Source organism: Desulfovibrio intestinivivus (assembly GCF_053570665.1).
Map to the genome: position 1 here is coordinate 1,345,690 of NZ_JBRBQT010000001.1, position 23,232 is coordinate 1,368,921.

The following is a 23,232-nucleotide window of genomic DNA, read 5'->3' on the forward strand; positions in this document are numbered from 1 at the left end:
CGGCATTTTGTTGCAAGACGCGCTTGACAGTTGCTAAGGCTGTCGCTATATTCCGCGTCTCTACGGGTCGTTAACTCAGTAGGTAGAGTATCTGCCTTTTAAGCAGAGAGTCGCAGGTTCGATCCCCGCACGACCCACCATATATTTCAAGGGCTTATGGCTAACCGCCATAAGCCCTTTTTTTGGGGTATATAAAGGGATAAGCGCATCTGAGATTGGGGCGTCACCCAATATAAGAGGGAAGGAGCCTCCCGTGCTGGTCTGCGTGGTCTTGATGGCGGATGGGGGGGCAGTTTCCATTCTCTGGCAATCCTGACGGGTGGCACGTAGATGAAATAAAAACGGCCCGTTGACTCTAAGAGCCAACGGGCCGTTGTGCTAGCAACAAAGCTTAATCCTTTTCGTCTTCTGCGCCGCGCGGTTTTCTGCCCCATTTGTCGGGGTGTGTAAAACGCTTGCCGCCGCCACTGTTTCCGCCGCCATCACGCGGATTGCGGGCAGGGTATCCTGGCCGGGGGCCACGCGGTGCGCGGGGGCCGGGGCCGAAGCTCTTGCGCTGGAACGAGCCGCCGCCAGCGTCCAGCTTGGCGGTCACGCGGGTACCAGCAATAAATACGCCCCGGTTGAGAACGGCCAGCACGTCATCGGCAAACTCGCTCTGCACTTCAACAAGGCTGAAATGCTTCTGAATGCTGATGGCACCGATGCTGCGGCCAGCAATGCCGCATTCTCCGGTGATGGCACCCACCATTTCACCGGGCGAAACCTTGTGGGCATGGCCCACGCTGATGTGCAGGCGGGTCATGGGCGCATCGTTGCGGCGCGGGCGGGCGCCATCGCGGTCGCCCTGACGGAACCCGTCACGGCCATCGCGACCATCACGACCATCGCGGCCAAAGCGGCGGGGCGCTTCGGACAGCGGATCTTCTTCGGGCACGTTGGTGGCATCGCCAAAATCGCGCTGCATCAGCAGCTTGAGCAGGGCTGCGGCCACATCGCGGCTGGTGATGACATCATCGGCAAACTGTTCGGACAAAAAGTCTTCAACCATCTGCATGCAGCTTTCCAGCGCCCCTGCGGTGAGCGTGGCGCGCACTTCATCCAGCAGCCGCGAGGTGCGGATGTTGGCAACGTCGCGCAACGAGGGCAGGCGTTCCTGCTGGATGCGGGCCTTGGTATGCCGGATAATATCGCGCAGCTTGTGCTGCTCGCGCAGGGTCACAAAGGTAAAGGCCTTGCCCACGCGGCCAGCGCGCCCGGTGCGGCCAATGCGGTGCACGTAGCGCTCTGCGTCATGGGGAATGTCGTAGTTGACCACGGCATCCACATCGTCCACGTCAATGCCGCGCGCGGCAACGTCTGTGGCGATCAGAATGTCCAGCCCTTCACCGCGAAAACGCTGCATGACCCTGTCGCGCTGCGACTGGGCAAGGTCGCCGTGCAGGCCATCGCTCTGATAGCCGCGCTGCTGCAGGTGGGCCGTCACTTCGTCCACGCTGCGCTTGGTGGAGCAGAACACCAGGGCCTTGCGGAATCCCTGTGCGTCCAGCACCCGGCACAGCGCGTCCATCTTCTGATGGGGGCGCACTTCGTAGTAGACCTGTTCAATGGCGGGCACGGTCAGAGTCTTCTGGGCAATGGCCAGCATTTCCGGCTCACGCAGAAAACGCTTGCTCAACTGCAAAATAGCCGGGGGCATGGTGGCCGAAAAAAGCACGCGCTGGCATTCAGCGGGCACCCGCTCCAGAATGGCTTCTATATCTTCGCGAAAGCCCATATCGAGCATTTCGTCGGCTTCATCAAGCACAACAGTAGTTGCGCCACCCAGGCGGAGGGTGCCGCGCTGGAGGTGATCCATGACGCGGCCAGGGGTGCCTACCACCACCTGCACGCCGCGTTCAAGAGCGCGGAGCTGGCGTTCAATGGCCTGACCGCCGTATATGGGCAAAATGGCAACGCCGCGCATGCGGGCGGCCAGTTTGCTGAACTCTTCGGCGACCTGAATGGCAAGCTCGCGCGTGGGGCAAAGCACCAGCGACTGCACCGCTCTTGCGGGGGTGAGCTTTTCCAGAATGGGCATGCCAAAGGCCGCTGTTTTGCCGGTGCCGGTCTGGGCCTGGCCTACCGCGTCGCGGCCAGTCAGCAGAAAGGGTACGGCAAGCACCTGAATAGGAGAGGGTTCTTCAAAACCCATATCCTTGACGGCCTGCAACAATTCCGGGGACAAATGAAAATCTTCGAACGATGGGGACATGCTGTTCCTGTACATAAAAAATTACTTGGTAGCGTACCATAGCCTCATACACGCCAATGCACAATGCCCCATCAGCCCCAGATTGCGGCAGACGGCGGCCTGACTGAAAAAAACCGCCCAGAAGCCGCCCCGTGCAAGGGATGACGATTCTGGCGCAGATGTAAAAAATTTCTGCTGCACGGCACAAAACGTTTACAGGCTGTTGACCTTGCCGCGCTCCTCTGTAGGATGGCCTACGCCGGGATAGCCCTGCACCACGTCAGCCATCAGGAGAAACCATGTCCTGTATACAGACACGCGGCCTTGCCTACGGCCAGATATCCTACAAGGATCTGGACATAGAAGAGGGCAAGGCCACATTTATCAGCGGCCCCAGCGGCTGCGGCAAAAGTACGCTGCTGCGGCTGTTCAACAAAACTCTGGCCCCTACGGCAGGCTCTGTGCTGTACCAGGGGCAGGACATGGCCGACATCGACAGCATTGCCCAGCGGCGCGAGGTTTTGCTGGCAGGGCAATCCGTGTTTCTTTTTGAGGGCACGGTGGGCGAAAATTTTGACGCCTTTTGCGAAGCCAGAGAATCCGCCAACCTTGCGGCGGAAGACAAACAGAAATTTTTGCGCCTGTGTTGCGCCAATTTTCCGCTGGATGCGCCCTGCGTGCATCTTTCCGGCGGTGAACGCCAGCGCGTGTTTTTGGCCATCTGCCTTTCATTCCTGCCCAAGGTGCTGATGCTGGATGAACCCACCTCAGCCCTGGATCAGGAAACGGCAGAACGCTTTATGGCGCAGGTGCTGGCCTTTTGCCGCGAGCGCGCCATGACCGTGGTAGCCGTGAGCCATGATCCCGCCCTGACAGAGCGGCATGCGGAAAATATCATCAGCCTGCGGGCAGAGGCGGAATAACCATGAACGGCGTTGCCCAGATTCAGTTAGGCTCGTTTTTGCTCGTCTATGTGCTCTTGCTGGTAGTGCTGGCGGTTATGAAAAAATGCCGCATCAGCCAGACCAAACTGCTGGTGCTGGCAAGCGCGCGCATGACCTTGCAGCTCATTGCCGCAGGCTACGCGCTGACCTTTCTTTTCGAGCATCCGCACCCGCTGCTCACCATGGGCTATCTGCTCATATTGGTGTTTTTTACCATCTATCTGGTGCTTTCCCGCAACAAAAGGCTCAACCCGCGCTTTCGGGTAATAGTGTCTGTTTCCATTGCCAGTTGCGGGCTGGGCATCATCATATTTTTCGTGACCTGTATTGTGGGGCAGAGCGTGTTTGATCCGCAATACCTCATCCCCATCAGCGGCATGCTCATGGGCAATGCGCTCACGGGCGTTTCACTGGGGCTCAAGTCGTTCTGGAACGGCCTTGAGGGGCAGCGAGCGCGTGTGGAGGCGCTGCTGAACATTGGGGCCACGCCGGAAAAGGTTCTCTTTCCCTTTGTGTGCCAGGCGCTGGAAACCGCGCTCGTGCCCACGCTCAACTCCATGCTGGGCATGGGCATCGTGGTGCTGCCAGGCATGATGACAGGCCAGATTCTTTCCGGCACCGCGCCCACCACTGCCATCCTTTACCAGATAACCATCATGGTGGCTATTTGCGCCTGCGTGTGCCTGTGCTGTTTTTGCTCGCTCTATTTCGGCTACAGAACGCTCTGGAACGCGCAAAAACAGGTGGCCTTCTAGGCGCAGGTTGCCAGTGGAAAAGCTTCAGGTTCAGCGCGCCAACACGTTGTTCACCCTCACTCCCCGTTGATACAAAATATTGTCTTGCTCCGGATTTTTAAAATCCGGAGCAGTTGCCCAAGTATTTGCTCGGAGAGTATCCATAAAAATTAGCTATTGGTCAGCCTTGTTCTGAAATTTTTTCACATTTTGTTGGGCGTCTGATAACTGGGCGTTCAGCGCACTTACGTCATTCCCTTGGGCTTTTTCTTCCGCAATCTTTGCTGTAAGCTGTTTTTGTTTATCTTTCGCGTCCTGTAGCTGCTGCGATATTTTCATATTGCTTACAGTAAGCCCTGAATCGCTATTGGTAGACGGCTCATTTTCAGTGTTTTTATCAACACTTTTTGACAGTTTTTTCCCTTCTTCTGAGATTGTGACAGTGTCTCCCTGCTGTTGTTCAGAAGAATCGTTCTTTTTTGACACATTCGTTCCATTTGTTGTTGCTGATATGTTAGAAGGCTGTACGGAATTATTGCTAGCGCTTGTGATAGAATCCATAACTAACTCCAATGGTTGTTGTTAATATGTTCGTTCCACAATTGAGTTATTGACGGCCTTAAACCTTTGTCATTGCTATCCGTCTAATTAGTATGCCAACACGGTTCGTCCTCCCAGCCTTGAAGCTGGAGGTTTTCGGTTAGCGGAGCACACTCCGCAGGGCCGATTCCAGATCCGGCTGGCGAAAGGCATAGCCAGCAGCCTGCAAGCGCGCCGGAACAGGATTCTGCCCTGCGAGCAGCAGCTCATCGGCCATCTGCCCCAACATCAGGCGCAGTACCAACGCTGGCACGGGCAGCCACGAGGGTCTGCCGCAGGCCTTGCCAAGGGTGTGGGTGAATTCGCTCATGCTGGGGGTGCGCGGCGCGCAGATGTTGAACGTGCCCGCAAGGTCGGGCCTTTGCAGCAGCAGAGATGCGGCTCCGGCTACGTCTTCAAGGTGCGTCCAGCAGAAGGGCTGTTTGCCTGAGCCCAGCGGCCCGCCCACAAACATGCGGAAGGGCGGCAGCATGCGCTCCAGAAATCCGCCGGGGGTTCCATCCGCCTTTTTGCCCAGCACCGGGGCAAAGCGCAATACGCAACGGCGGATGCCCAATGCTTCAACGGGCACGGTGCTCTGTTCCCACTGGCGGCATGTTTCGGCCAGAAATCCCGTGCCGGAGGGTGCATCTTCATCGCAGGGCGGCGCGCTGTTTTGCCACAGGCCATAGTATCCACTGGCCGAGGCCTGCAGGAGCGTTGCGGGCGCTTGCTGGGATTGTTCCTTGCGCAGGCGCAGGGCAACGCACAAGGCTTGCCCGGTTTCTACCCGGCTGTTCACAATGGCCTGCTTGCGCTCCGGCGTCCAGCGGCCTCCGCCGATATTTTCGCCTTGAAGATTGATGATGGCGTCCACGCCGTCCAGTAATCCGGCCAGGGCAGCTCCATCCCAGCCGTTCCAGACCACGCGCCTCGGGCCGTTGCCGTCCTTGCCCGCCCTGCGTGAAACCACGCTTACGGTGAGGCCCTGGCGCATGAGCGCCGTTGCCATGTATCGCCCCACAAAGCCTGTGCCGCCCAGAATGAGAACATGCATGGTGAACCCCCTCTGTTGTGCGAAGCCGTGCGTTTGATGCAATCTATACCATTTGCCGGGGAACAGGCAATTTTATCGTTTTGTCGTCCTTGCGGCGGACTGGACAGGTTGCGGAAAAACCTCCTGCGCCATGTGGATGAACTCCCGCGCTGCGGGCGACATGCGGCGTGCGTCCGGCGTTGCCAGGGCTACCTGTCGCCGGGCGGCAGGACGGAGGGGCTTTTTGACATAGTCCTGTGCTTTATTTGGCGGCAGGGCGGATTCCGCCACAATGCTCACGGCCTCGCCCCGTGCCACAGCGGCAATGGTGCTCACAAGCTGCAACGAGCGCCAACGGATAGTGGGTTGCAGGCGCAACGCGCGGAACAGACCCCCGATAATGTCTTCAGACCCGGCTCTGGTCATGGCAAAGGGGCTGGCGCAAAGTTCCTCAAGGGTGACGGCGTTTTTTTTCGCCAGCGGGTGCGCCAGAGGCAGCAGGGCCACCAGCTGGTCTTCCATGAGGGGAAAGGTGTCAAACCGGTCATCCGGCAGGGTTACAAAACCAATGTCCACCCGGTGGTCTGTGAGCCATTGGGCCACCTCACCGTCAGGGCCTTCATCCACGTGAATTTCAATGCCGGGGTAAACCGCGCGGTATTTTTCAAGCACCGGGGGCAGCAGGCGCAGCGAGGCCGTGGGGCCAAAAGAACCGATGCGCAACGTGCCGCGCTTCATACCGCGCGCGTCCGAGGCCTCCTGCCGCATGGATTCCGCCAGCCCCAGCATTGCCTGAGCCTGCCGCAGCAGGCGAGCACCCACATCTGTAAGCTCCAGATTTTTGCCGCGCCGCAGCAGGGCCACGCCAAATTCCTGCTCAAGCGCTTCAATGGCGTGGGATACACCCGATTGCGAAATCCCCAGTTGCAGGGCTGCGGCAGTGAAGCCTCGCCTCGCGGCCACGGTGGAGAATATTTCAAGCTGGGTCAGCGTCATTGCAATTTACCATGAGTTATTGCTCATTTCTCTATGAATGAGCATGCACGTAAATGTATGCCGTTCAGCTTGCGGCTGCAATGGGTGCGGCCTGTGCAATGCCTTTGGTCGCAGAATTTCAGTAAAGTCAGGGATTGAAATGAGTGTTGCAAAAGAACGCGCGGGGGACGCCGCCGTGTACGTGCGGTTGGCACTTGTGGCCGTGGCCTGGGGGGGCACCTTCATTGCGGGCAGAAGCCTGGCTGGCATTGCGCCAATGTTCTCGGCCAGCCTGCGGTTTTTGCTGGCCTCGGCAGCGCTGAGTCTGTTTCTTGTGGTTTCCGGCAAGGGTTTTCGCCGGGTGACGGCGGGGCAGGCTCTGGTGGTGACCCTGCTGGGGTTTTGCGGCATATTTTCGTACAGCTTTTTCTTTTTCAGCGGCTTGCAGCACATCAGCGCTTCGCGCGCGGCGCTGATTGTGGCCTTGAACCCGGCGGTCATGGCCCTTATCGCCTATCTTTTTTACCATGAGCGCGTGAGCGCGCTGAAAATGCTTGGCATTGCCCTGTGTTTCGGCGGTGTGGCTCTGGTGGTCGGCGGCGGCGATCCCCAGCGGGCGGGGGGTGGCGGCAGCGGTTGGCTGGGCGAGGCGCTTATAGGCGGCTGCGTGCTGAGCTGGAGCGCCTACAGCGTGTTTTGCAAATCAGTGGTGCGGCAGCTTGGGCCGTTGCACACGGTTACGTATTCCATCTATGCCGGAACCCTCATGCTTGCGGCCTATACCGTCTGCACGGGCGCGCTGGATTTTGCCGCTGTGCCGCGTTTTAGCACCGGTGAGATGCTCAGCCTGTTCTATCTGGGCATAGTTGGCTCCGCCGTGGCCTATATCTGGTATTATGACGGCATCCAGAAAATTGGCGTTGCGCGCGCTGGCGTATTTATTGCGCTCAATCCTCTGGCGGCGGTGCTGCTTGGCGCGGCCATGCTGGGTGAACAGATGACCCTTGCGACTCTGCTGGGCGGTGCGCTGATTATCACCGGCATTGTGGTGGAAAACTGCCGCAGCGGAGCCGGATGCGCTCAGGCTGCTGAGCCGCCCTTGGAAGTATCCGCCGAACCCTCCACCAAACTATCTGGGCAGGCGCGGGGCTGACAGCCGCAATCGTCTGTTCCCGTCATTCCCGAGCTTACTGCAAAGTCCAGATGCTCCCGGCCCCAGGCGTACAGCGCCTCTAGCGCCGGGAGTAGTTTTTTGCCGCGCTCTGTGAGCGAATATTCAACCTTTGGCGGAATTTCGTTGTACTGCCTGCGATGTACAAGGCCAAAATCTTCCAGCTCGCGCAGGCATTTGGTCAGCATCATGTTGGTGACGCCCCGCACGCTGCGTTTCAGTTCGTTGTAGCGCATGGTGTCTTTTTCGGCCAGGTGCCACAGAACGGGCAACTTCCACTTGCCGCCAATGCACCTGAAAACGTGCAGGATGGGGCATTCAGTCTTGTCATCATACAGGCCGCTGGTGGCGCGTGAAGGAGATTTTGTCATGGTATGCTCGCTAAAAGTAGGGAAGAAAAAAATGCGTACTTGCGAAAATAGTTTTAGAGCAGGTATACATGGTGGTCAAGAAGTCTCATGCCATCAACCAATTCCCACAGGAGGATATAATGAAAATTTACGCCATAAACGGTGGCCCTCGAAAGAAGTTCAATACCGCCAAGCTGCTTCAGGCGGCACTGGGCGGCGCGGCAGCCGCACCCTGTAGCGAAACCGTAGAAACCGAGATGATCCACCTGCATGATCTCAACTACAAAGGTTGCGTGAGCTGTTTTTCGTGCAAAAGGGTGGGCGGCAAGAGCTACGGGCATTGCGCAGTCAAGGATGATCTGGCCCCGGTGCTGGAAAAGCTCTCGCAGGCGGACGGGCTTATATTTGGCAGCCCCATTTATTTTGGCAATGTCACGGGCATGATGCGCAGCTTTCTTGAGCGCCTGATGTTTCCCTTTTTCGTGTATGACAAGGACTACAGTTCGCTTGCTCCCAAGCGCATGCCCACGGCCTTTATCTACCCCATGAACGTGAGCAGCGAAGAAATGGAGCAGTACGGCTACCTCCAGAACCTCAAGGGGATGGAAACCTTTGTGGGCCGTCTTTTTGGCGAGCCGCAAGTGCAGCATGTGCACAATACCTACCAGTTTGACGACTACAGCAAGTATAAGTGCGAACGGTTCTCCGAGCCCGAAAAAGCCGCTTATCGCGACGCGCATTTTCCGCAAGATCTGGAGCAGGCCCGCCGCATAGGAGCTGCAATGGTTGCAGCTGCCAAGTAGCTTTCGTACTGCCCACGGCAAAACGCAAAGCCCCCGTTTTTCAACGGGGGCTTTGTCATTACTGATAGTTGCGCCAGCGGGGATTATGCACCCAGATAGGCTGCCTTGATTTCCGGCGTGTCGGCCAGATGGGCGGCGGAACCTTCCGCCACGATACTGCCCGTGTCGAGCACATAGCCGCGATCCGCCACCTGAAGCGCCAGCCGGGCGTTCTGCTCCACAACCACAACGGTCAGACCTTCGCTGTTGAGTTGTTTGAAGGTGCGGAACATGTCGTACATCAGCAGGGGCGAAAGGCCCATGGAGGGTTCGTCCAGCAGCAGCACCGAGCAGTTGGTCATAAGCGCGCGGCCCACGGCCAGCATTTGCTGTTCGCCGCCAGAGAGCGTGTCGCTGCGCTGGTGCATGCGTTCTTTAAGGCGCGGAAAAAGCTCAAAAACCTTGTCCACATCCCGCTGGATGTTGTTGTCCTTGCGCGTCCAGGTAGCCAGCTTGAGATTTTCATTCACCGTGAGGTTGCCGAAAATATGGCGGCCTTCTGGTACAAGATCCATCTTGAGGCGGGCAACCACATGGTGCGGCTCTGTTTTCAATATGGATTCGCCGTTAAAGCGGATGTCGCCGCTGATGACCGTGGGCGATTCCGGCGGCGTGAGGCGCATGACGGCCTTGAGCGTGGTGGATTTGCCAGCGCCGTTGGCCCCGATGAGGGTGACTATTTCGCCCTTGTTCACGTGAAATGAAATGCCGTGAAGGGCTTCAATCTTGCCATAGCCGGCGTAGAGATTTTCAACTTCCAGTAGCATCACACGTTCTCGTCGCCCAAGTAGGCCTTGATGACATCGGGGTTGGACTGAATTTCCTGCGGCGTGCCCTTGGCAATGGTCTTGCCGAATTCCACCACGGTAATGTGCTGACACAGCGACATGACAACCTTCATCTGATGTTCGATCATCCAGATGGCGATTTTGAATTCGTCAAAGATCCAACGGATGTGCTTGATGAGGCCGTCCACATCCGAGGAGTTCAGGCCAGCGGCGGGTTCATCAAGCAGCAGCAGCTTGGGGTCTGTGGAAAGGGCGCGGGCCAGCTCCACCCGGCGCTGCAGGCCGTAGGGCAGGTTTTTGGGAAATTCATTGGCCACATCGGCCAGTTCCATGATTTCAAGAATCTTTGAGGCCTTTTGCCGCACGCGTTTTTCTTCGCGGCTGTAGCGCTCGTTGCAGAGCCACGCGTCAAGCAGCCCGTATCCCAGCCGGTGGTATTGCGACACGCAGATGTTGTCGAGCACCGTCATGTCGTTCCACAGGCGGATGTTCTGAAAGGTGCGGGCCATGCCCATGGCCGTAACCTGATGCGGTTCCAGGCGTGTATCGTATGTATGGCCGTTAAAGACAATCTGCCCCTCAGTGGCGTGATAAAAGCCAGAGGCCAGATTGAACACCGTTGTTTTGCCCGCGCCGTTGGGGCCGATAAGGCCCACAAGGCTGTGGTCTTCAACGGCGATGGAAAAATCCGTTAACGCAATCAGCCCGCCGAAGCGTTGCGTGACTTCTTTCATTTCAAGCAGTGCCAAGGTCAGCCCCCACTCGTTCTGGTTGTATCTGCATCAATGGCGCTTTCAGGACGCGCCGCCCTGGGGCCAGCAATTGCTTTAGTTGCGCTTGCCGAAGCTTACCAGCCGTTTCAGTTTGGGGAACACATCGGTCAGTTCCCTGTTGCCCAAGAGGCCCTCGGGCCTGAACTGCATGAGCAGAATGAGAATCAGCGGGATGATGACCCACTTCCATTCCTGGCTGATGTTGAACGAATTGGGCACAAAGGGCAGCATGTGGGCCAGATCGCTCATGGCAGGCAGGGCGAAGCGCAAAAGCTCGATCAGCAGGGTAAACATTACGGCGGCCAGCACCGAGCCGGAAAGCGAACCCATGCCGCCCAGATACACCATGACCATGGCCTCGGTAGACTTCATGATGCCAAAGCTGTTGGCGTAGATGGAGCTGAACATGTGCGCGTAAAGCGCGCCCGCCACCCCGGCAATGCCCGCCGAAACCATAAAGGCCACCAGCTTCACCTTCTTGGTGTTGACGCTCATGATCTCTGCGGCAACTTCGTTCTGGCACACCGCAGGTATGCCCTTGCCCAGAGTGCTGTTTACCAGACGGTACAACATCATGGTGGTGATCATCACTCCAAGGAGCATCCAGATCATCATCCAGGGGATGTCGGCCACGTTCTCCATGGCGCGCACCACGCCGCGCATGCCTGTAAGGCCGCGCGGGCCGCCCACAAAGTCGATATTGATAATAAGCGAAATGATGATGTAGTTGGCCGCAATGGTGATGATTGCCAGATAGTCGTCACGGGTTTTGAACGAGGGCAGGGCCACCAGCAGGCCAAAGAGGGCCGCCACGCCGCCTGCTGCGGCAAGCACCAGGGGAAAGAGCAGGGGCGCAAGCTCTGGCGGCAGCAGCGGAGCGCCCAGCATTTTGTTCTTGGTGAACAGAATGATGGAGATAAGCCCGCCCACATAGGCCCCCACGCACATAAAGCCCGCATGACCACAGGAAAATTCGCCCATGTAGCCGTTCACAAGGTTCAGGCTGGTGGCAAAAATAACGTTGAGGCCCATGAACTTGATGACCGAAAGCCAGTAGCCGTCAATCCATGAAAAGTATTCGGCAAAAACAAGCACCAGCCCGCCGATCAGGAACAGAAGACAGTCTATCTTCTTCTGTTTGACAGCCCGTTTGATGGCATAGCCGAAGCAGAGCACGCCCAGTATTACAAGAACCGTTTGTACAAAAAGAGGCAGCATTCAGACACTCCGGCTAGATTTTGGTCGTTTGCGGCATGCCGAAAATGCCCGTGGGCCGCACCCACAGGATGAGCAGCAGGATGGTGAAGGAAAACAGATCCATGTAGGTGGACGGCAAAAAGGCCACCACCATGATTTCTACAAATGCCAGCATAAAGCCGCCCACAAATGCGCCGCGTATGTCGCCAATGCCGCCCACAACCGCCGCGATAAAGGCCTTCCAGCCGATCATGGCGCCCATGTATGGCTCAAGGTTGGGGTAGCACATGGCAAACAGCATGCCGCCAAGCCCGGCAATGCCCGAGCCAAGAACAAAGGTGACCACAATGACGCTGTCGAGCGGTATGCCCATGAGCGGCAGGGCAAAGCGATCCCAGGAAACAGCGCGCATGGCCATGCCCACCTTGGTGCGCGTGACAATGGTCTGCAAGAACAGAAACACCAGCACCGCTGCCACAATAACCCATACTTTCAGGTTGGTGATGACCAGCGGCCCGATGGAATATACGGTTTTGTCAATAAGCTCGGGCAGCTTGCGCTTGGTTGCCCCAAGCAGAGCAAGATTGCCGTTTTCAAGAATAAGGCCGCACATCAGTGCGGTAATGACCACATAGAGCCTGTGTGCGCCCTTGCGGCGCAGAGGCCGATAGGCAATGCGCTCAAGCGTAACACCCACAATGGCTGTGAGTCCCATTGTCAGAACAATGGTCAGACCCAGCGTCAGTGGCTTCGAAAGGCCAAGCCCGTCGGAAGAAACCAGATATGTGGCCACAAAAAATGAAATGTAGGCCCCAACCATAAAAATATCGCCGTGGGCGAAGTTGATGAGGCGCAGCACCCCGTAAACCAAGGTGTAGCCCAAGGCGATGAGGGCGTAAAAGCTGCCCCATTGCAAGGCGTTGAGGGTCTGTTGCAGCAGAAAGTCCATAGGCTACCCAAAAATGCTGATGGTTACAGTGTGCGAATTCTGTGGCGCAGTTTTTTCAAATCGTGGTCAAGCCCCGAATTTTGAGCGGCAGTGCGCGTACGCGGCCCCTGAACCGCCCGTTCAGGCGAAAGAACTGTTGTCCCAAGGGTGGGTGCGGGTGGCTTACGCCAGCGTCGCAAGGCAGGCCTTGCCTCTACATGCTTTTATGCCCAAAAAACGCAAAAAACCATTCCTGATTCGCAATGGGACGTTGCCAGAAGCAAAAAATATTGATCCGTTCGGAGGCGCAGTTTCCCATTCGCATTGGAGCTTTTTGCCGCCGCGCGGCCCCCTGGGGGTTGGGCCGCGCGGCAGTGCCAATTACCTGCTGATGTCTGCTATTTGGGGCAGACAGATTCCACAAAAGCGAACGCGCCGGTTTCCGTCACGCGCACGATAACCGCGCACTTGATGGGGTCGCGGTTTTCGTCAAACTTCATGCTGCCGGTGATGCCGTCAAAGTTGGCCATGCCAGCCATGTTGTCGCGAATGATCTTGCGTTCTTTCTTGAGGTCCGGATCAATCTTGCCGTTCTTCTGAATGGCCTGAAGCACGATGTTGATGGAGTCCCAGGTCAGAGCGGCAACGTCGTCAGGCACATAGCCGTACTTGGCCTTGTACTTGTCGATGAATTCCTTGGTTTTGCCGGTCGCGCCCTCGGCGGTGTAGTGGGTGGAGAAAAACTGGTCCACACAGTCCTTGCCGCAAAGGTTGAAAAGCTCGGCGGAACCCCAGGCATCGGAACCCATGAAGGGGCCCTTGTAGCCGAGGTCACGGGCCTGAGGCACAATAAGGGCCGCAAAGCTGTAGTTTTCAGGCACAAAGATGAAATCGGGCTTGGCGGCGATGATTTTGGTCAGCTGGGCAGAGAAATCCTGGTCTTTGGGACCATGCGATTCCATGGCCACCACAGAACCTTTGCCGTGGGTTTTTTCAAAGGATTCCTTGAAGTTGTCTGCAAGGCCCTTGGAATAGTCGTTGGATACTTCAAACAGGACTGCGGCCTTTTTGGCGTTGAACTTCTTGGTGGTGAAGTCCACGGCCACAGGAGCCTGGAAGGGGTCAAGGAAGGCCCCGCGGAACACCCAGGGGCGGTCCTTGGTGGCATCGGGGTTGGTGGACCAGGGGGTGATCATGGGTACCTGTTCGTCATTGGCAACAGCGCCCGCAGGCACGGCCTGACGCGAAGACTGGGGGCCGACAATGGCCATGACCTTGTCGCGCTCGATGAGCTTCAGGGTCACGTTGACGGCAGACTCGGGTTTGGATTCATTGTCTTCATAAATGAATTCAAGCGGGTACATCTTGTCACCCACTTTCAGTCCGCCCTTGCCATTGATCTCTTCTTTCAGCATTTCAGCCGCATACTTGGTTCCTTCGCCCACCTTGGGGATCTCACCAGTAAGCGGGATGGGGAACCCGATTTTGATCGGAGCTTCTGCGGCCATGGCCGCTTGCCCCACAAAGAGAGACAGGGCGCAAACTGACGCTACTTTCAGCAAATTCATGAAGGCCTCCCGAGTTTTATGCGTAGTTACAGGGGTGTACCAAAAATACGGTAAGGCTGAACAAAGCAAAAAATATTCCGTTTTGCTAAGTTATTGGGAATGAACACAATTTGTAAAATTTAGCCGCACAAAAAATACATTTTGGTAGTTCCTTGCGCGCCAGCACGACAAAACAGTGAAAAAATAAAGCGATAGCACGAGCATGAACCTTGTCGCATATGTGGTATCGCAAGTCAAATATGATACCAAGCCGGAGGAACCGGCTAGGTTCTTTTATGGGGTATTGCTATAATGTGCTGAATTAAAAAAACCTTTTTTGAATTGTTCGTCTGGCTGCATTACAGCCCAGCGGGGTTTCTGGCAGTGAGCACCAGTTTGGCGGCAAGAAAAGTATATCGCCTGAATAACTAACTATATGTTTATTAAGGCAAAATTGTTTTTAAGGAAAAAATACTTTTCGGTCGATTTTGTGGGGATGTTGTGCCCGTATTATCAGCATCGCCCCTGGAAAATCAAAAAATATATAATTATTTGAGCTTGTTATCATATCCTACGAACTGGTAGACCTTGCGTTCGCGCCTCTGCTGGAACCTGAGGAACCCCTGCTCGCAGCACTGCCGCCAGCTACGCTTCCTGCGCTGCTTTCGCGTGGAGTCAAGCCAGACAAAGCAGCGCGACTGGTTTAAAAAACCTGCGGTATATAAGCACGATTCAGCGGCAAAAGCCACAGAAAAAGATTGACTGCATTGCCTGGGTCAATAACCAGCAGCCAGCCCGTCGCTGCGCGGGTCGGTTGCTCCAAACAGCATCCCGGACTGCTGATCACAAAGAATGGCTCCGGCATGGCCCATCAGATCGCTAAAGTCTGCAATGCGTTCAACCGAGTGCCCCTGTTTCGTCAGGGTTTCGGCCAATTGCGGGCTGAAGCGGCCTTCGAGCCGGAGGTTGTTTACCGGCAGGCCCCAGCTTCGGCCATAAAGCCAGCGCGGTGCGGCCACGGCATCGTGCGGACTCAGGCCAAAATCTACCATTCGGGTGACTATGGCCGCCTGCGTCTGAGGTTGCCCCTCGCCGCCCATGGTGCCGTAAACCAGCCAGGGCTTGCCGTTCTTGCGCAGCATGGGCGGATTGAGCGTATGCATGGTGCGCTTGCGCGGTTCGAGCCTGTTAATATGGGTGGGATTGAGTGAAAAAAAGCTGCCACGGTTTTGCAGCAGGATGCCCGTGTCGCCTGCTACCAGGCCCGCGCCAAAGTCATGAAAAATACTCTGGATGGCAGAAACGGCGTTGCCCTGAGCGTCCACCACGCCGAACCAGCAAGTGTCGCCCTTGGGTTCCAGGGGGGCCGCATGGTTGAGGGCGCGGACAGGGTCAATGCGGTTGGCAAGCTCGCGCCCATGCTCCTGAGACAGTAGATAATCTACAGGTATGTCGGCAAAGTCGGGATCAGTCACGTGGGCATCGCGATCGGCGAAGGCCAGCTTGGTGGCTTCGACTATGGCATGCAGGTATTCGGCGCTGCCTTCGCCCATGCCTTGGATATCCAGATGTTCAAGGATGTTGAGTATGGAGAGCGAAGCCAGCCCCTGGGTATTGGGCGGCAGGTTGCAGCACTCAAGGCCCCGGTAGCGCACACGCAGGGGCGTGACGATTTCTGCCTGATGTGCGGCGAAATCCCGCGCTGTGAGCAGACCGCCGTTGCTTGCAAGCCAGCCGGTCAGGCGGTCGGCCAGTTCGCCTTCATAAAATACACGCGCGCCCTCGCGGGCGATAAGGTCAAGGGTCGCGGCAAGGTCGGGCAGACGCAGCACAGCCCCTGTTTGCGGGGGCGTGCCGTTGGGTAAAAATGTGCGCGCAAAGCCGGGAAACCTCTGCAATTGCCGATAGCCCGTGGGGTCAGGCTTGCAGTCCTCATGCAGCCAGTGGGCCAGAGATGGAGTTACGGCAAAACCTTCTGCCGCGAGGCTGATGGCCTCTTGCAACAGGTCTCCCAGAGCAAGAGGGCTGCCCCAGGAGCGGCTGAGCGTGTGGGCGGCATCCCAACCAGAAACCACACCGGGCACAGTGCAGGCAGCCAGCGGCCCGCGCAGAGGAATGGACACAAGGCCCTTTTGCGCAAAGAAATCCCGCGTGACATTTTCGCCAGAGCGCCCACAGGCGTTGATGCCGTGCAGTGCGCCTGTGGCCGCCTCGTGCGCCAGCCAGAAGTTGTCGCCGCCGATGCTGCACATCTGCGGGTACACAACGGCCAGCACCGCAGCCACGGCCACGGCGGCGTCAAGGGCGGTGCCGCCCTTGCGCAGGATATCCACGCCAGCCTGTGTGGCAAGGTAGTGCGGCGATGTGACCATGCCCCGTGTGGTCATGGGGTCAAAACGCTGGGATTCCGTTTTCGCATATGGGCTGGCTGCAAAATTCATGATGCTTCCTGTGTGAGTGGCTAGGTGTCGCATGGGTGCCGCCAGCAGGGCGCAAATCTGTGAAGACCCCAATGGCATGCAGTGGATAATCCGTGACCCTACAGCAGACTAGCGGCGGGAACGCGGCACGTCAAACCAGTGCTGTATTCCTGCCAGCAGATGATAATCAGTTGTGGCTTTTGCTCAAAACCGGGCGGGGCATGCCGGGCAAGCCTCATTGAGAGGTGACAAAAAAGGGCGTAAGCAGGTCTGACGCCGCGCAGGTGCGGCTACAGATCAGCAGGCAGCCGCGCATTGCGCGGCGCGAAGGACACGATATGGGTACAACAATAATGCTGTTTGCCGTGGGGCTTGCAGGAAGTTTTGTTTTTGACCGTTTTCACCTGCCCGGCGGGGCCATGACAGGGGCCATGATCGCCGTGGTGATTTTCAAAAGCTGCGGCTCCATTACCTCGCCCGACATGGCGCACTGGGTGCGCTTTATTGTCTACGGGTGCGTGGGCGTGCTTGTGGGCAACATGTATAATCCCGGGATGCTCGATGCCGTGCGCGACACCTGGCCCATGATGCTGCTTTCAACAGGCATTATTCTGATGGCGGGGCTTTTGTGCACCTGGATTGCCGTGCGCTGGGGCGGCCTCTCTGTAGGCGGGGCATATCTGGCGACCAGCCCCGGCGGATTCAACGCGGTGGTGGCGCTTTCCGGCGGCACAGGGGCGGAAGCCCCCATGGTGATGGTGTACCATCTGGTGCGCATCTATGCCATTGTGCTGCTCTCGCCCATTGTGGCCAAAATGCTGTCTTATTTAGTGAAGTAATCGGTCGACGCTCGGCATCTGCCCCTTCGCTGGGGGCCGCTGACCGACATCGATATTGAGCCTCCGTCGGATTCCGCCGGGGGCTTTTTAGCGGGCAAGCAGCAGGATCAGACCGCCCAGCCCCGGCAGCGCGACCATGCAGCCTTTGAGCAGCAATTGCGGAGCCATGCGGGTAAACTTTGCGCCCACATATGCGCCGATGACCTGACCCCAGCCAGAACCTGCAGGAACAGCACAAGATCCAGATGCCCGGCGGCGAGAAAACCCAGGCTGCCAAAGGCTGCGATGGGCAGAATGACCAGCATGGTTGTGCCTACGGTCTGATAGAGCGGCACATTGAAGATAATCAGCAGGGTCATCTGGATAAAGGGGGTTGCCCCCACGCCGCAGGCCCCGGAAACCAGACCGTTGAACACGCCCACCATGCCTGTCAGCAGCCAGAACTTCACGCCTCGGGTACTTGTGAAACGAAAGCTGAACAGCGGATTGGCCGGGTGAAAAACCCGCAAATAAATGAGGAAGGCAGAGAACATAAGCACCACGCCAGTCAACGGCTTGAGCGTGGCGGAGGCAAGCCCGGACGAGATATGCGCGCCGCAGAAGGCCCCGGCGGCGCCGAACGCGCCCAGCAGCAAGCCCAGCCTGCGGTTGACATTGCCCTCGCGAAAGTGGCTGACGGAGCCGGAGAGGGACGTAAACGTCATGGCCGCAAGAGAAGTGCCAAGGGCAACCTGCATGGGGATGTCAAAGCCCACGCTAAGCATGGTGATCATAACGCCAGCGCCGCCAGCGCCCACAAAGCCCAGCAATATCCCCAACAAAAGCATGGCGGCAAAAATAAGCATAGATCACCTGCTGCGCAGGCCGCCTCCACAGGCGGCGTAAAATTGAGCAATTACATGCAGCGGCAGAAATTGCCACGCAGTTCTGGCAGGCTAGCTCTACCGTGTGTGGGGCGCAAGGGTATTTTTCCCCGCCCGGCGGGTCAGGCGTGCGCCGCCCTTTGCGCGCGCAGCAGCGTATCCCACGCCCGAACGTAAAAGATCAGGTAGCGCCAGCACACATAGGCTACAACCAGAGTGGCGACAATCATTTCCAGCACTGCCAGCACCTTGAGTTGCAGGGCGTACTCCAGCGTTGCCGGATAGGCGGCCAGCAGTTCGGAGACCTTGTACAGCGCTGTTGCCCCCACGGCCATGGGGAAGGTGTAGGCCGCAAAGCCGGGGCTGAAAGGCAAACGCAGCAGCTTGAAAAAGGCCACATAGATGATGCTGGTCATCAGCACCGCCACCCCGAGCAACAGACTGCACAAGAGCAGGGAGGGGGTTGGCTCAAGGCTCAGATAGGCCACCAGCGAGAGGCTGGCCGGAGCGGCAAGCACAGCTATGGTTGGCTTGGACGCGTCCTCAATTTCCCGGGAAAATATGAGCCGGTACAACATGACTGGCAGCAGGGCCGCGTAATTGACCATGCCAAAAATCATCAGGTCGTAGGCAAGCTGGTAGTAGGCCGGGCCGGGAACCGTCATGGCCGCCACGCTGATGCCAACAAAGGGTACAAACCAGCTTGGCAGCATGTGGTGCAGGCTGAACTGCCGTGCCCTGAAGGCCACAAAGGCCAGCAAAAGGCAGAGATGCAGGGCCACGGCAAACAGCCAAAGCCACTGGGCCGCTTGCGCGTCCAGAATGCTCAGGCTCTTGGATTGCAGCATCAGGGCCATTGAGGTCGTGGGTAAAATGCTGCCAAGCACGGGATGGCGCAGTTCTTCGAGCAACAGCCTTGGGTTCATGGCAAATTTGCCTGCCAGGAGCAGGATCAGCGTCATGGATGTCAGCGCGCCAAGCACCTGCGCAAAATTGTGGAGCGGCAGGCTTTTTTCAAGCCCGATGCCCAGGCTGGCAATGCCAAGGGCCAAGCCCGCAAGGGGCGTGGGAACAGCGCGAAAGAAATTGCGAACACTCTGCAACATGGAACTATCCTCGGTTATGGTCTGCTTGCGTGTTTGCCACGGATCGTGCATTAAGAAAATCGAAATGAATTTAACGTAACGTATAAAAAAATTGAACACTGATATGACACTCAAGCAATTGCAGGTTTTTCTGGCTGTGGCGCGGTTTCAGAACCTCACACAGGCCGCAGAGGCTGTGTTTCTGACCAAGGGCGCGGTTTCCCAAGCCTTGCAGGAACTGGAGCGGCACCTCGGCGTGCGTCTGTTTGACAGGGTGCACCCGCATTTGCGGCTGAATCATGAAGGGGCGCGCCTGTGGCCGCTGGCGGACGAAATGATGCAAAGGGCCGAGGCCATCGAGCGGACATTTCAGGCTGGCGGGGCCTGCTTTTTGAGCATTGGGGCCAGCAAGACCATTGGCAACTATCTGCTGCCGCAACTGATGCACGATTTTGAAAAGGATCACGGATGGCTGCCCAAGGCGCAGATAGCCAACACCAATCGCCTGCTTGAACTGGTGGAAGGTTATGTTCTGGATGTGGTGCTGCTGGAGGGCGAGCAGCATCGGCCCGACATGGTGGCGGAAGAATGGCTCAAGGATGAAATGGCGGTGGTGGCACGCAAGGGGCATGCTCTGGCAGACGGCAAGGCCCATGCGCCGGAAGAGCTGGCGGGCCAGCGCTGGATTCTGCGAGAGCCGGATTCCGGCACGAGGGCGTTTTTTGCGCACACCCTAGGCACACTCATTGCGCCCTATACCGTGGCCCTGAGCCTCAGCTCCACCGAGGCGGTGCTGGGCATGGTGGAACAGGGGCTGGGCATTACCTTTGCTTCGCGGCTCATGGCCGAGCTGCCAGGTTTCAGCAGCCGTTTTTCAATAATCCGCCTGACACAGACGTTTTCACGCACGTTTTCTCTTTGCTGGCATGAGTCAAAATACCACTCTGCGGGCATGGACTCGTTTATCCGCTTTTGCCGGGCATGGTCGCCGCTCAACAGATAGCACTGCGCAAAGAGCTCCCTATGTGGGCTAACGCTGGCGCGTCAGGTGGTACACGCGGGGAACCATGTACATGAGGCTCAACTGCCCGCGCGTGGGCTCATAGCGCGTGGCAACCACCACCGAGCCCAGATTCCAGAGGTGGGCGTCATCACCTTCTCCAGCGGAGGCCTTGCCAAAACGGTCAGTGACCATCTTGAGTATCATGCCCTCCACCGTATTGTTCGGCGCGGTGTAATCCAGCTCAAGAAATCCCAGTGAGCCGGGGTTTCCGGGGCCGTAGCAGATCGCCATCTGGCGCGCTCCGGGGGCAACCTTGGCCGCATCGTACAGATCGCAGATATAGGCGTCATCCTCGCGGATAACGGTTGCCCCGTACTGTCGCAGGGCCGTGCGCATGGAATTTCTGTCGGTATTGTCGAGCCGCTGGCCAAACAGAACGGCCTCGGGGCGCGAAGGTTCGGCGCGGGCCATGTCTTCCAGTTCCTTCATGGCGTTGGCATCGCCGTTCATGGCAGCCGCATAGAGCAGCAGCACCGCCCGCGAGGGGTTCTTGGTAACCCCTTGGCCGACGCGATAAAAATGCCCAAGGCGGAACAAGGCCTCAGTCTGCTGCTGCGCCGCAGCGCGGCTGTACCACGCCGCCGCCGCTGTGAAATCCTGCTGCACCCCGCGGCCCAGCTCATAGAGCATGCCCAGATTATACTGGGCCTCGGGCTGGCCTTGCCGCGCAGCCAGATCAAACCAGCGTGCTGCTTCTGCGGGGTTGGGCTCTATGCCGCGTCCCTGTTCCAGCATGCGCCCGTAATTGCTCATGCCGGAGGGGTGCCCGGTCTTGGCTGACTCCGCAAACCAGTGCAGGGCGCGGCCCAGGTCAGGCTCCACCCCCTGCCCGAGGTCGTAGAGCACGCCAAGGTTGTTCATGGCCTGCCCATCCCCAGCTTCGGCCTGTTTGCTCCAGATGCTCTCCGCTGTGGCATAATCGCCTTTGGCGTATGCTGCTGCGGCTTCTTCCGCCTGTGTGGGCGGCGAGGTTCTTTGCGGAACAGGCACCGGCGCTTTGGTGGGCGCGCTTTCCACTGTGGGAGCGGCTTTTTCCTGCTCGGCGGCCTCTTCTTTCTTGCCCTTTTTTGATTTTTTTTCCCTGCGGTTTTTTGAGCCCTTTTCCTTTACTGGAGCTTCTGGCTTTTTGGGCGCTTCAAGGGCAGGGCTTGCAGGCTGGGCAGGAGCTGCTGGGGCAGATGCGCCCTGTGCCGCAGGAACCTGCGGTTGCTGGGCCTGAGCAGGGGCGGGCGCTCCCGGTGCGGTCAGGGGGTTGACCTGCTGCGGCGTGGGCACGGATGGGCTTGCGACGGTTGGGGTTTGCACCGTGGGTGTCTGTACGGTAGGCACCTGAACCGTAGGCGTCTGCATTGGCGCCGCTGGCATTGGCTGCGAGAGCGTGGGCGAGGTGCCACCCCCGAAGGGTTGCCCACCCATGCCGTTGGGGCTGGGCGCATTGCTTCCGCCCATGGGAGCGGTGGGCGCGCCAGTACCCTGAACAAAAACGGAGTCTGACGCGGCAAAGGCCGCGCCGCCCGACAGAGCCAGGGACACGCACAGGCTGTACACGAGTACGGCCCGAATGGCTGAAATAAGATGGGCGCGGCTGTAAACCGCGCCCCATCGAAGAAACATGCGGGTGTTCCTTACGGTTTACGTTTGGGGCAGTTAAAATTCATAAAGTCCACTTCCGGGCGGCTTGTGAGGCGCTCGTCAGGCACCAGAGCATAGCCGCGCCAGTCGCGCAAGGTGGCATTGATTCTATCCATATTCACGTAAGCCAGCAAGGCGGGCCAGCGGTCGGCCATATCACGCAGCATGCGCGCGTAGGTGACTTCCCCGCCGTGGAAACCGTCAAAGAACTCGCAGTCGCCAGAGGCAAAGGTGCGCGGGTCGGTAAATTCCATAACATCAATGCCACGGGCAAGCAGGGCGTCGCGCAGCTTGAAGAGGTGCGGATAATCGGCCTCACGTTCGCGCATGGCGTCAAGCACACGGACAGAAAGGGGCGAAATGAAAACAAAGGTGGCAATGCCCCTGGCCTTGAGCCGGCAGTAAATTTCTGCAAAGGCGTCCAGATGGGCGCTGCTGATGCCGCCGGGGTCGCGGCTGTCAGCCAGTGGCTTGGCGTGGAAAAAGGCCTTGGTACCGTAGCGTACCTGCTTGAGGGTGTCCTCGAACTGGTAGTCAAAGGGCCGCTTTTGTCCGGTGCTTTCACCTGTATAATACCAGGAGCCGTCAGAGCCAAAGCCGTCGTTGTACTGCTGGGCCATGATGCCGTAACGGACGTTGCGGAATCCGCCCATGGACTGCGGCAACATGGGGGCGATAAAGTCCCTGAACGAAATCTTGCCTTCAAGCAGCCATGTCCAAGGTTTCTTGAGGCTGTCGAAACCGTAGTTGTACGATCCGCTGGTGGGCGGTTCTTCCTTGAAAGGATCGGCATTCCACTGCGGCATGAACCACCAGAAGTCCAGCCCGATGATGATGGCATCCGGCTTGTGGATGCGCAGCATGGCATCAATGGTGGAGCGCAGCACCGGCAGATTGCCCGCCGTGCCGCCCACATTGAGGAAAGGCTTGCGGAAGTATGCGCCCCGGAACTGCATGACCCGCGAGGAACCCACGACGGCGATTTCAGGCTTCACCTTGGCATAGAGTTGCAGTTTGTAGTCCACAAAATCCTGGGAAACGCCGGATCCAAACACGGCAAAATTCCCCTTGGACTGTTCGTTGACGGCCCGTTCCACGGCTACGTCGCCGCTGCTGTGCAGCCACCACGCGGTATAGGGAACGGCCAGCAGGCATCCCGCCAGGACAAGGCCCAGCAGCACGAGAAAATAACGCTTCAAAAAGGCGGTTTCTGTGTTGTTCATGGCGTTCACG

Annotated in this window: 21 protein-coding genes and 1 tRNA gene; 7 read left to right on the plus strand and 15 right to left on the minus strand. The window is 57.9% G+C overall.

Annotated elements, in window-relative coordinates:
• The first annotated feature begins 64 nt into the window (after positions 1-64).
• Positions 65-140: transfer RNA gene (locus tag ACUZ9P_RS05725), tRNA-Lys, on the plus strand.
• A gap of 251 nt (positions 141-391) precedes the next feature.
• On the opposite strand, the gene ACUZ9P_RS05730 is transcribed toward ACUZ9P_RS05725, so the two are convergent.
• Positions 392-2,254 carry a DEAD/DEAH box helicase gene (locus ACUZ9P_RS05730; RefSeq protein WP_449248993.1) on the minus strand — a complete coding sequence of 621 codons (1,863 nt, stop codon included), beginning with the start codon at positions 2,252-2,254 and terminating at the stop codon, positions 392-394.
• Between the two features lie 278 nt (positions 2,255-2,532).
• Between ACUZ9P_RS05730 and ACUZ9P_RS05735 the strand changes: the two genes are divergently transcribed.
• Together ACUZ9P_RS05735 and ACUZ9P_RS05740 are read left to right on the plus strand one after the other, a co-directional pair.
• Complete coding sequence (locus ACUZ9P_RS05735) at positions 2,533-3,156, plus strand: ABC transporter ATP-binding protein (RefSeq protein WP_449248994.1); 624 nt, start codon at positions 2,533-2,535, stop codon at positions 3,154-3,156.
• A 2-nt stretch (positions 3,157-3,158) separates the two neighbouring features.
• On the plus strand, positions 3,159-3,932 hold the full coding sequence (locus ACUZ9P_RS05740) for an ABC transporter permease (RefSeq protein WP_298998460.1): 774 nt from the start codon (positions 3,159-3,161) through the stop codon (positions 3,930-3,932).
• A 153-nt stretch (positions 3,933-4,085) separates the two neighbouring features.
• On the opposite strand, the gene ACUZ9P_RS05745 is transcribed toward ACUZ9P_RS05740, so the two are convergent.
• The 3 genes from ACUZ9P_RS05745 to ACUZ9P_RS05755 all read right to left on the minus strand — a co-directional run bounded on the left by ACUZ9P_RS05745 (position 4,086) and on the right by ACUZ9P_RS05755 (position 6,522).
• Positions 4,086-4,472 (minus strand): hypothetical protein, encoded by a 387-nt coding sequence (locus tag ACUZ9P_RS05745; RefSeq protein ID WP_449248995.1) that lies wholly within the window; start codon positions 4,470-4,472, stop codon positions 4,086-4,088.
• A 139-nt stretch (positions 4,473-4,611) separates the two neighbouring features.
• Positions 4,612-5,547, minus strand: a complete 936-nt coding sequence (locus ACUZ9P_RS05750; RefSeq protein ID WP_449248996.1) for a TIGR01777 family oxidoreductase — start codon at positions 5,545-5,547, stop codon at positions 4,612-4,614.
• A 72-nt stretch (positions 5,548-5,619) separates the two neighbouring features.
• Positions 5,620-6,522 (minus strand): LysR family transcriptional regulator, encoded by a 903-nt coding sequence (locus ACUZ9P_RS05755; RefSeq protein WP_449248997.1) that lies wholly within the window; start codon positions 6,520-6,522, stop codon positions 5,620-5,622.
• A gap of 139 nt (positions 6,523-6,661) precedes the next feature.
• On the opposite strand from ACUZ9P_RS05755, the gene ACUZ9P_RS05760 reads away from it, so the two are divergent.
• Positions 6,662-7,654 carry a DMT family transporter gene (locus ACUZ9P_RS05760; RefSeq protein WP_449248998.1) on the plus strand — a complete coding sequence of 331 codons (993 nt, stop codon included), beginning with the start codon at positions 6,662-6,664 and terminating at the stop codon, positions 7,652-7,654.
• Here the strand turns inward: ACUZ9P_RS05760 and ACUZ9P_RS05765 are convergent.
• Positions 7,582-8,043 carry a winged helix-turn-helix transcriptional regulator gene (locus tag ACUZ9P_RS05765; protein WP_449248999.1) on the minus strand — a complete coding sequence of 154 codons (462 nt, stop codon included), beginning with the start codon at positions 8,041-8,043 and terminating at the stop codon, positions 7,582-7,584. The two genes, ACUZ9P_RS05760 and ACUZ9P_RS05765, sit on opposite strands and share 73 nt — an antisense overlap.
• Positions 8,044-8,162: 119 nt before the next feature.
• Between ACUZ9P_RS05765 and ACUZ9P_RS05770 the strand changes: the two genes are divergently transcribed.
• Positions 8,163-8,825 (plus strand): flavodoxin family protein, encoded by a 663-nt coding sequence (locus ACUZ9P_RS05770; RefSeq protein WP_449249000.1) that lies wholly within the window; start codon positions 8,163-8,165, stop codon positions 8,823-8,825.
• 83 nt (positions 8,826-8,908) lie between these two features.
• Here ACUZ9P_RS05770 and ACUZ9P_RS05775 read toward each other — a convergent pair whose 3' ends face one another.
• The 6 genes from ACUZ9P_RS05775 to ggt form a co-directional block, all read right to left on the minus strand.
• Entirely contained in the window at positions 8,909-9,631 is a 723-nt protein-coding gene (locus tag ACUZ9P_RS05775) for an ABC transporter ATP-binding protein (RefSeq protein WP_209819340.1), read from the minus strand.
• Positions 9,631-10,401, minus strand: a complete 771-nt coding sequence (locus tag ACUZ9P_RS05780) for an ABC transporter ATP-binding protein (RefSeq protein ID WP_192112140.1) — start codon at positions 10,399-10,401, stop codon at positions 9,631-9,633. Before ACUZ9P_RS05780 ends, ACUZ9P_RS05775 begins: the two co-directional genes overlap by 1 nt.
• 78 nt (positions 10,402-10,479) lie before the next feature.
• A complete protein-coding gene (locus ACUZ9P_RS05785) occupies positions 10,480-11,643 on the minus strand; it encodes a branched-chain amino acid ABC transporter permease (RefSeq protein ID WP_449249001.1) in 1,164 nt (387 codons plus the stop codon).
• A gap of 13 nt (positions 11,644-11,656) precedes the next feature.
• Positions 11,657-12,571: a branched-chain amino acid ABC transporter permease gene (locus ACUZ9P_RS05790; protein ID WP_022657564.1), complete on the minus strand. Its 915-nt coding sequence runs from the start codon at positions 12,569-12,571 to the stop codon at positions 11,657-11,659.
• A gap of 377 nt (positions 12,572-12,948) precedes the next feature.
• The gene (locus ACUZ9P_RS05795) at positions 12,949-14,118 is read right to left on the minus strand and encodes an ABC transporter substrate-binding protein (RefSeq protein ID WP_034604807.1); all 1,170 of its coding nucleotides are present in this window, start codon (positions 14,116-14,118) and stop codon (positions 12,949-12,951) included.
• A 755-nt stretch (positions 14,119-14,873) separates the two neighbouring features.
• Positions 14,874-16,538, minus strand: a complete 1,665-nt coding sequence (gene ggt, locus ACUZ9P_RS05800; RefSeq protein WP_449249002.1) for a gamma-glutamyltransferase — start codon at positions 16,536-16,538, stop codon at positions 14,874-14,876.
• 317 nt (positions 16,539-16,855) lie between these two features.
• Here ggt and ACUZ9P_RS05805 point away from each other — a divergent pair, with 317 nt between their 5' ends.
• A complete protein-coding gene (locus tag ACUZ9P_RS05805) occupies positions 16,856-17,356 on the plus strand; it encodes an AbrB family transcriptional regulator (RefSeq protein ID WP_192112144.1) in 501 nt (166 codons plus the stop codon).
• Positions 17,357-17,463: 107 nt separating this feature from the next.
• Here ACUZ9P_RS05805 and ACUZ9P_RS05810 read toward each other — a convergent pair whose 3' ends face one another.
• Complete coding sequence (locus ACUZ9P_RS05810) at positions 17,464-18,201, minus strand: sulfite exporter TauE/SafE family protein (protein ID WP_449249003.1); 738 nt, start codon at positions 18,199-18,201, stop codon at positions 17,464-17,466.
• 140 nt (positions 18,202-18,341) lie between these two features.
• Complete coding sequence (locus ACUZ9P_RS05815) at positions 18,342-19,325, minus strand: TDT family transporter (RefSeq protein ID WP_449249004.1); 984 nt, start codon at positions 19,323-19,325, stop codon at positions 18,342-18,344.
• Positions 19,326-19,428: 103 nt separating this feature from the next.
• Between ACUZ9P_RS05815 and ACUZ9P_RS05820 the strand changes: the two genes are divergently transcribed.
• Positions 19,429-20,307, plus strand: a complete 879-nt coding sequence (locus ACUZ9P_RS05820) for a LysR substrate-binding domain-containing protein (protein ID WP_449249005.1) — start codon at positions 19,429-19,431, stop codon at positions 20,305-20,307.
• A 27-nt stretch (positions 20,308-20,334) separates the two neighbouring features.
• Here ACUZ9P_RS05820 and ACUZ9P_RS05825 read toward each other — a convergent pair whose 3' ends face one another.
• Together ACUZ9P_RS05825 and ACUZ9P_RS05830 are read right to left on the minus strand one after the other, a co-directional pair.
• Positions 20,335-21,981, minus strand: coding sequence for a sel1 repeat family protein (locus ACUZ9P_RS05825; protein ID WP_449249006.1), 1,647 nt, complete (start codon positions 21,979-21,981; stop codon positions 20,335-20,337).
• 11 nt (positions 21,982-21,992) lie between these two features.
• The gene (locus tag ACUZ9P_RS05830) at positions 21,993-23,222 is read right to left on the minus strand and encodes a hypothetical protein (RefSeq protein ID WP_027180612.1); all 1,230 of its coding nucleotides are present in this window, start codon (positions 23,220-23,222) and stop codon (positions 21,993-21,995) included.
• Between the last annotated feature and the right edge of the window lie 10 nt (positions 23,223-23,232).

Excerpts from the sequence above, each read along its gene's own strand:
- ACUZ9P_RS05730 (WP_449248993.1), bottom strand. The coding sequence starts at position 2,254 with ATGTCCCCATCGTTCGAAGATTTTCATTTGTCCCCGGAATTGTTGCAG.
- ACUZ9P_RS05735 (WP_449248994.1), top strand. The coding sequence starts at position 2,533 with ATGTCCTGTATACAGACACGCGGCCTTGCCTACGGCCAGATATCCTAC.
- ACUZ9P_RS05740 (WP_298998460.1), top strand. The coding sequence starts at position 3,159 with ATGAACGGCGTTGCCCAGATTCAGTTAGGCTCGTTTTTGCTCGTCTAT.
- ACUZ9P_RS05745 (WP_449248995.1), bottom strand. The coding sequence starts at position 4,472 with ATGGATTCTATCACAAGCGCTAGCAATAATTCCGTACAGCCTTCTAAC.
- ACUZ9P_RS05750 (WP_449248996.1), bottom strand. The coding sequence starts at position 5,547 with ATGCATGTTCTCATTCTGGGCGGCACAGGCTTTGTGGGGCGATACATG.
- ACUZ9P_RS05755 (WP_449248997.1), bottom strand. The coding sequence starts at position 6,522 with ATGACGCTGACCCAGCTTGAAATATTCTCCACCGTGGCCGCGAGGCGA.
- ACUZ9P_RS05760 (WP_449248998.1), top strand. The coding sequence starts at position 6,662 with ATGAGTGTTGCAAAAGAACGCGCGGGGGACGCCGCCGTGTACGTGCGG.
- ACUZ9P_RS05765 (WP_449248999.1), bottom strand. The coding sequence starts at position 8,043 with ATGACAAAATCTCCTTCACGCGCCACCAGCGGCCTGTATGATGACAAG.
- ACUZ9P_RS05770 (WP_449249000.1), top strand. The coding sequence starts at position 8,163 with ATGAAAATTTACGCCATAAACGGTGGCCCTCGAAAGAAGTTCAATACC.
- ACUZ9P_RS05775 (WP_209819340.1), bottom strand. The coding sequence starts at position 9,631 with ATGCTACTGGAAGTTGAAAATCTCTACGCCGGCTATGGCAAGATTGAA.
- ACUZ9P_RS05785 (WP_449249001.1), bottom strand. The coding sequence starts at position 11,643 with ATGCTGCCTCTTTTTGTACAAACGGTTCTTGTAATACTGGGCGTGCTC.
- ACUZ9P_RS05790 (WP_022657564.1), bottom strand. The coding sequence starts at position 12,571 with ATGGACTTTCTGCTGCAACAGACCCTCAACGCCTTGCAATGGGGCAGC.
- ACUZ9P_RS05795 (WP_034604807.1), bottom strand. The coding sequence starts at position 14,118 with ATGAATTTGCTGAAAGTAGCGTCAGTTTGCGCCCTGTCTCTCTTTGTG.
- ggt (WP_449249002.1), bottom strand. The coding sequence starts at position 16,538 with ATGAATTTTGCAGCCAGCCCATATGCGAAAACGGAATCCCAGCGTTTT.
- ACUZ9P_RS05805 (WP_192112144.1), top strand. The coding sequence starts at position 16,856 with ATGGGTACAACAATAATGCTGTTTGCCGTGGGGCTTGCAGGAAGTTTT.
- ACUZ9P_RS05810 (WP_449249003.1), bottom strand. The coding sequence starts at position 18,201 with ATGCTTATTTTTGCCGCCATGCTTTTGTTGGGGATATTGCTGGGCTTT.
- ACUZ9P_RS05815 (WP_449249004.1), bottom strand. The coding sequence starts at position 19,325 with ATGTTGCAGAGTGTTCGCAATTTCTTTCGCGCTGTTCCCACGCCCCTT.
- ACUZ9P_RS05820 (WP_449249005.1), top strand. The coding sequence starts at position 19,429 with ATGACACTCAAGCAATTGCAGGTTTTTCTGGCTGTGGCGCGGTTTCAG.
- ACUZ9P_RS05825 (WP_449249006.1), bottom strand. The coding sequence starts at position 21,981 with ATGTTTCTTCGATGGGGCGCGGTTTACAGCCGCGCCCATCTTATTTCA.
- ACUZ9P_RS05830 (WP_027180612.1), bottom strand. The coding sequence starts at position 23,222 with ATGAACAACACAGAAACCGCCTTTTTGAAGCGTTATTTTCTCGTGCTG.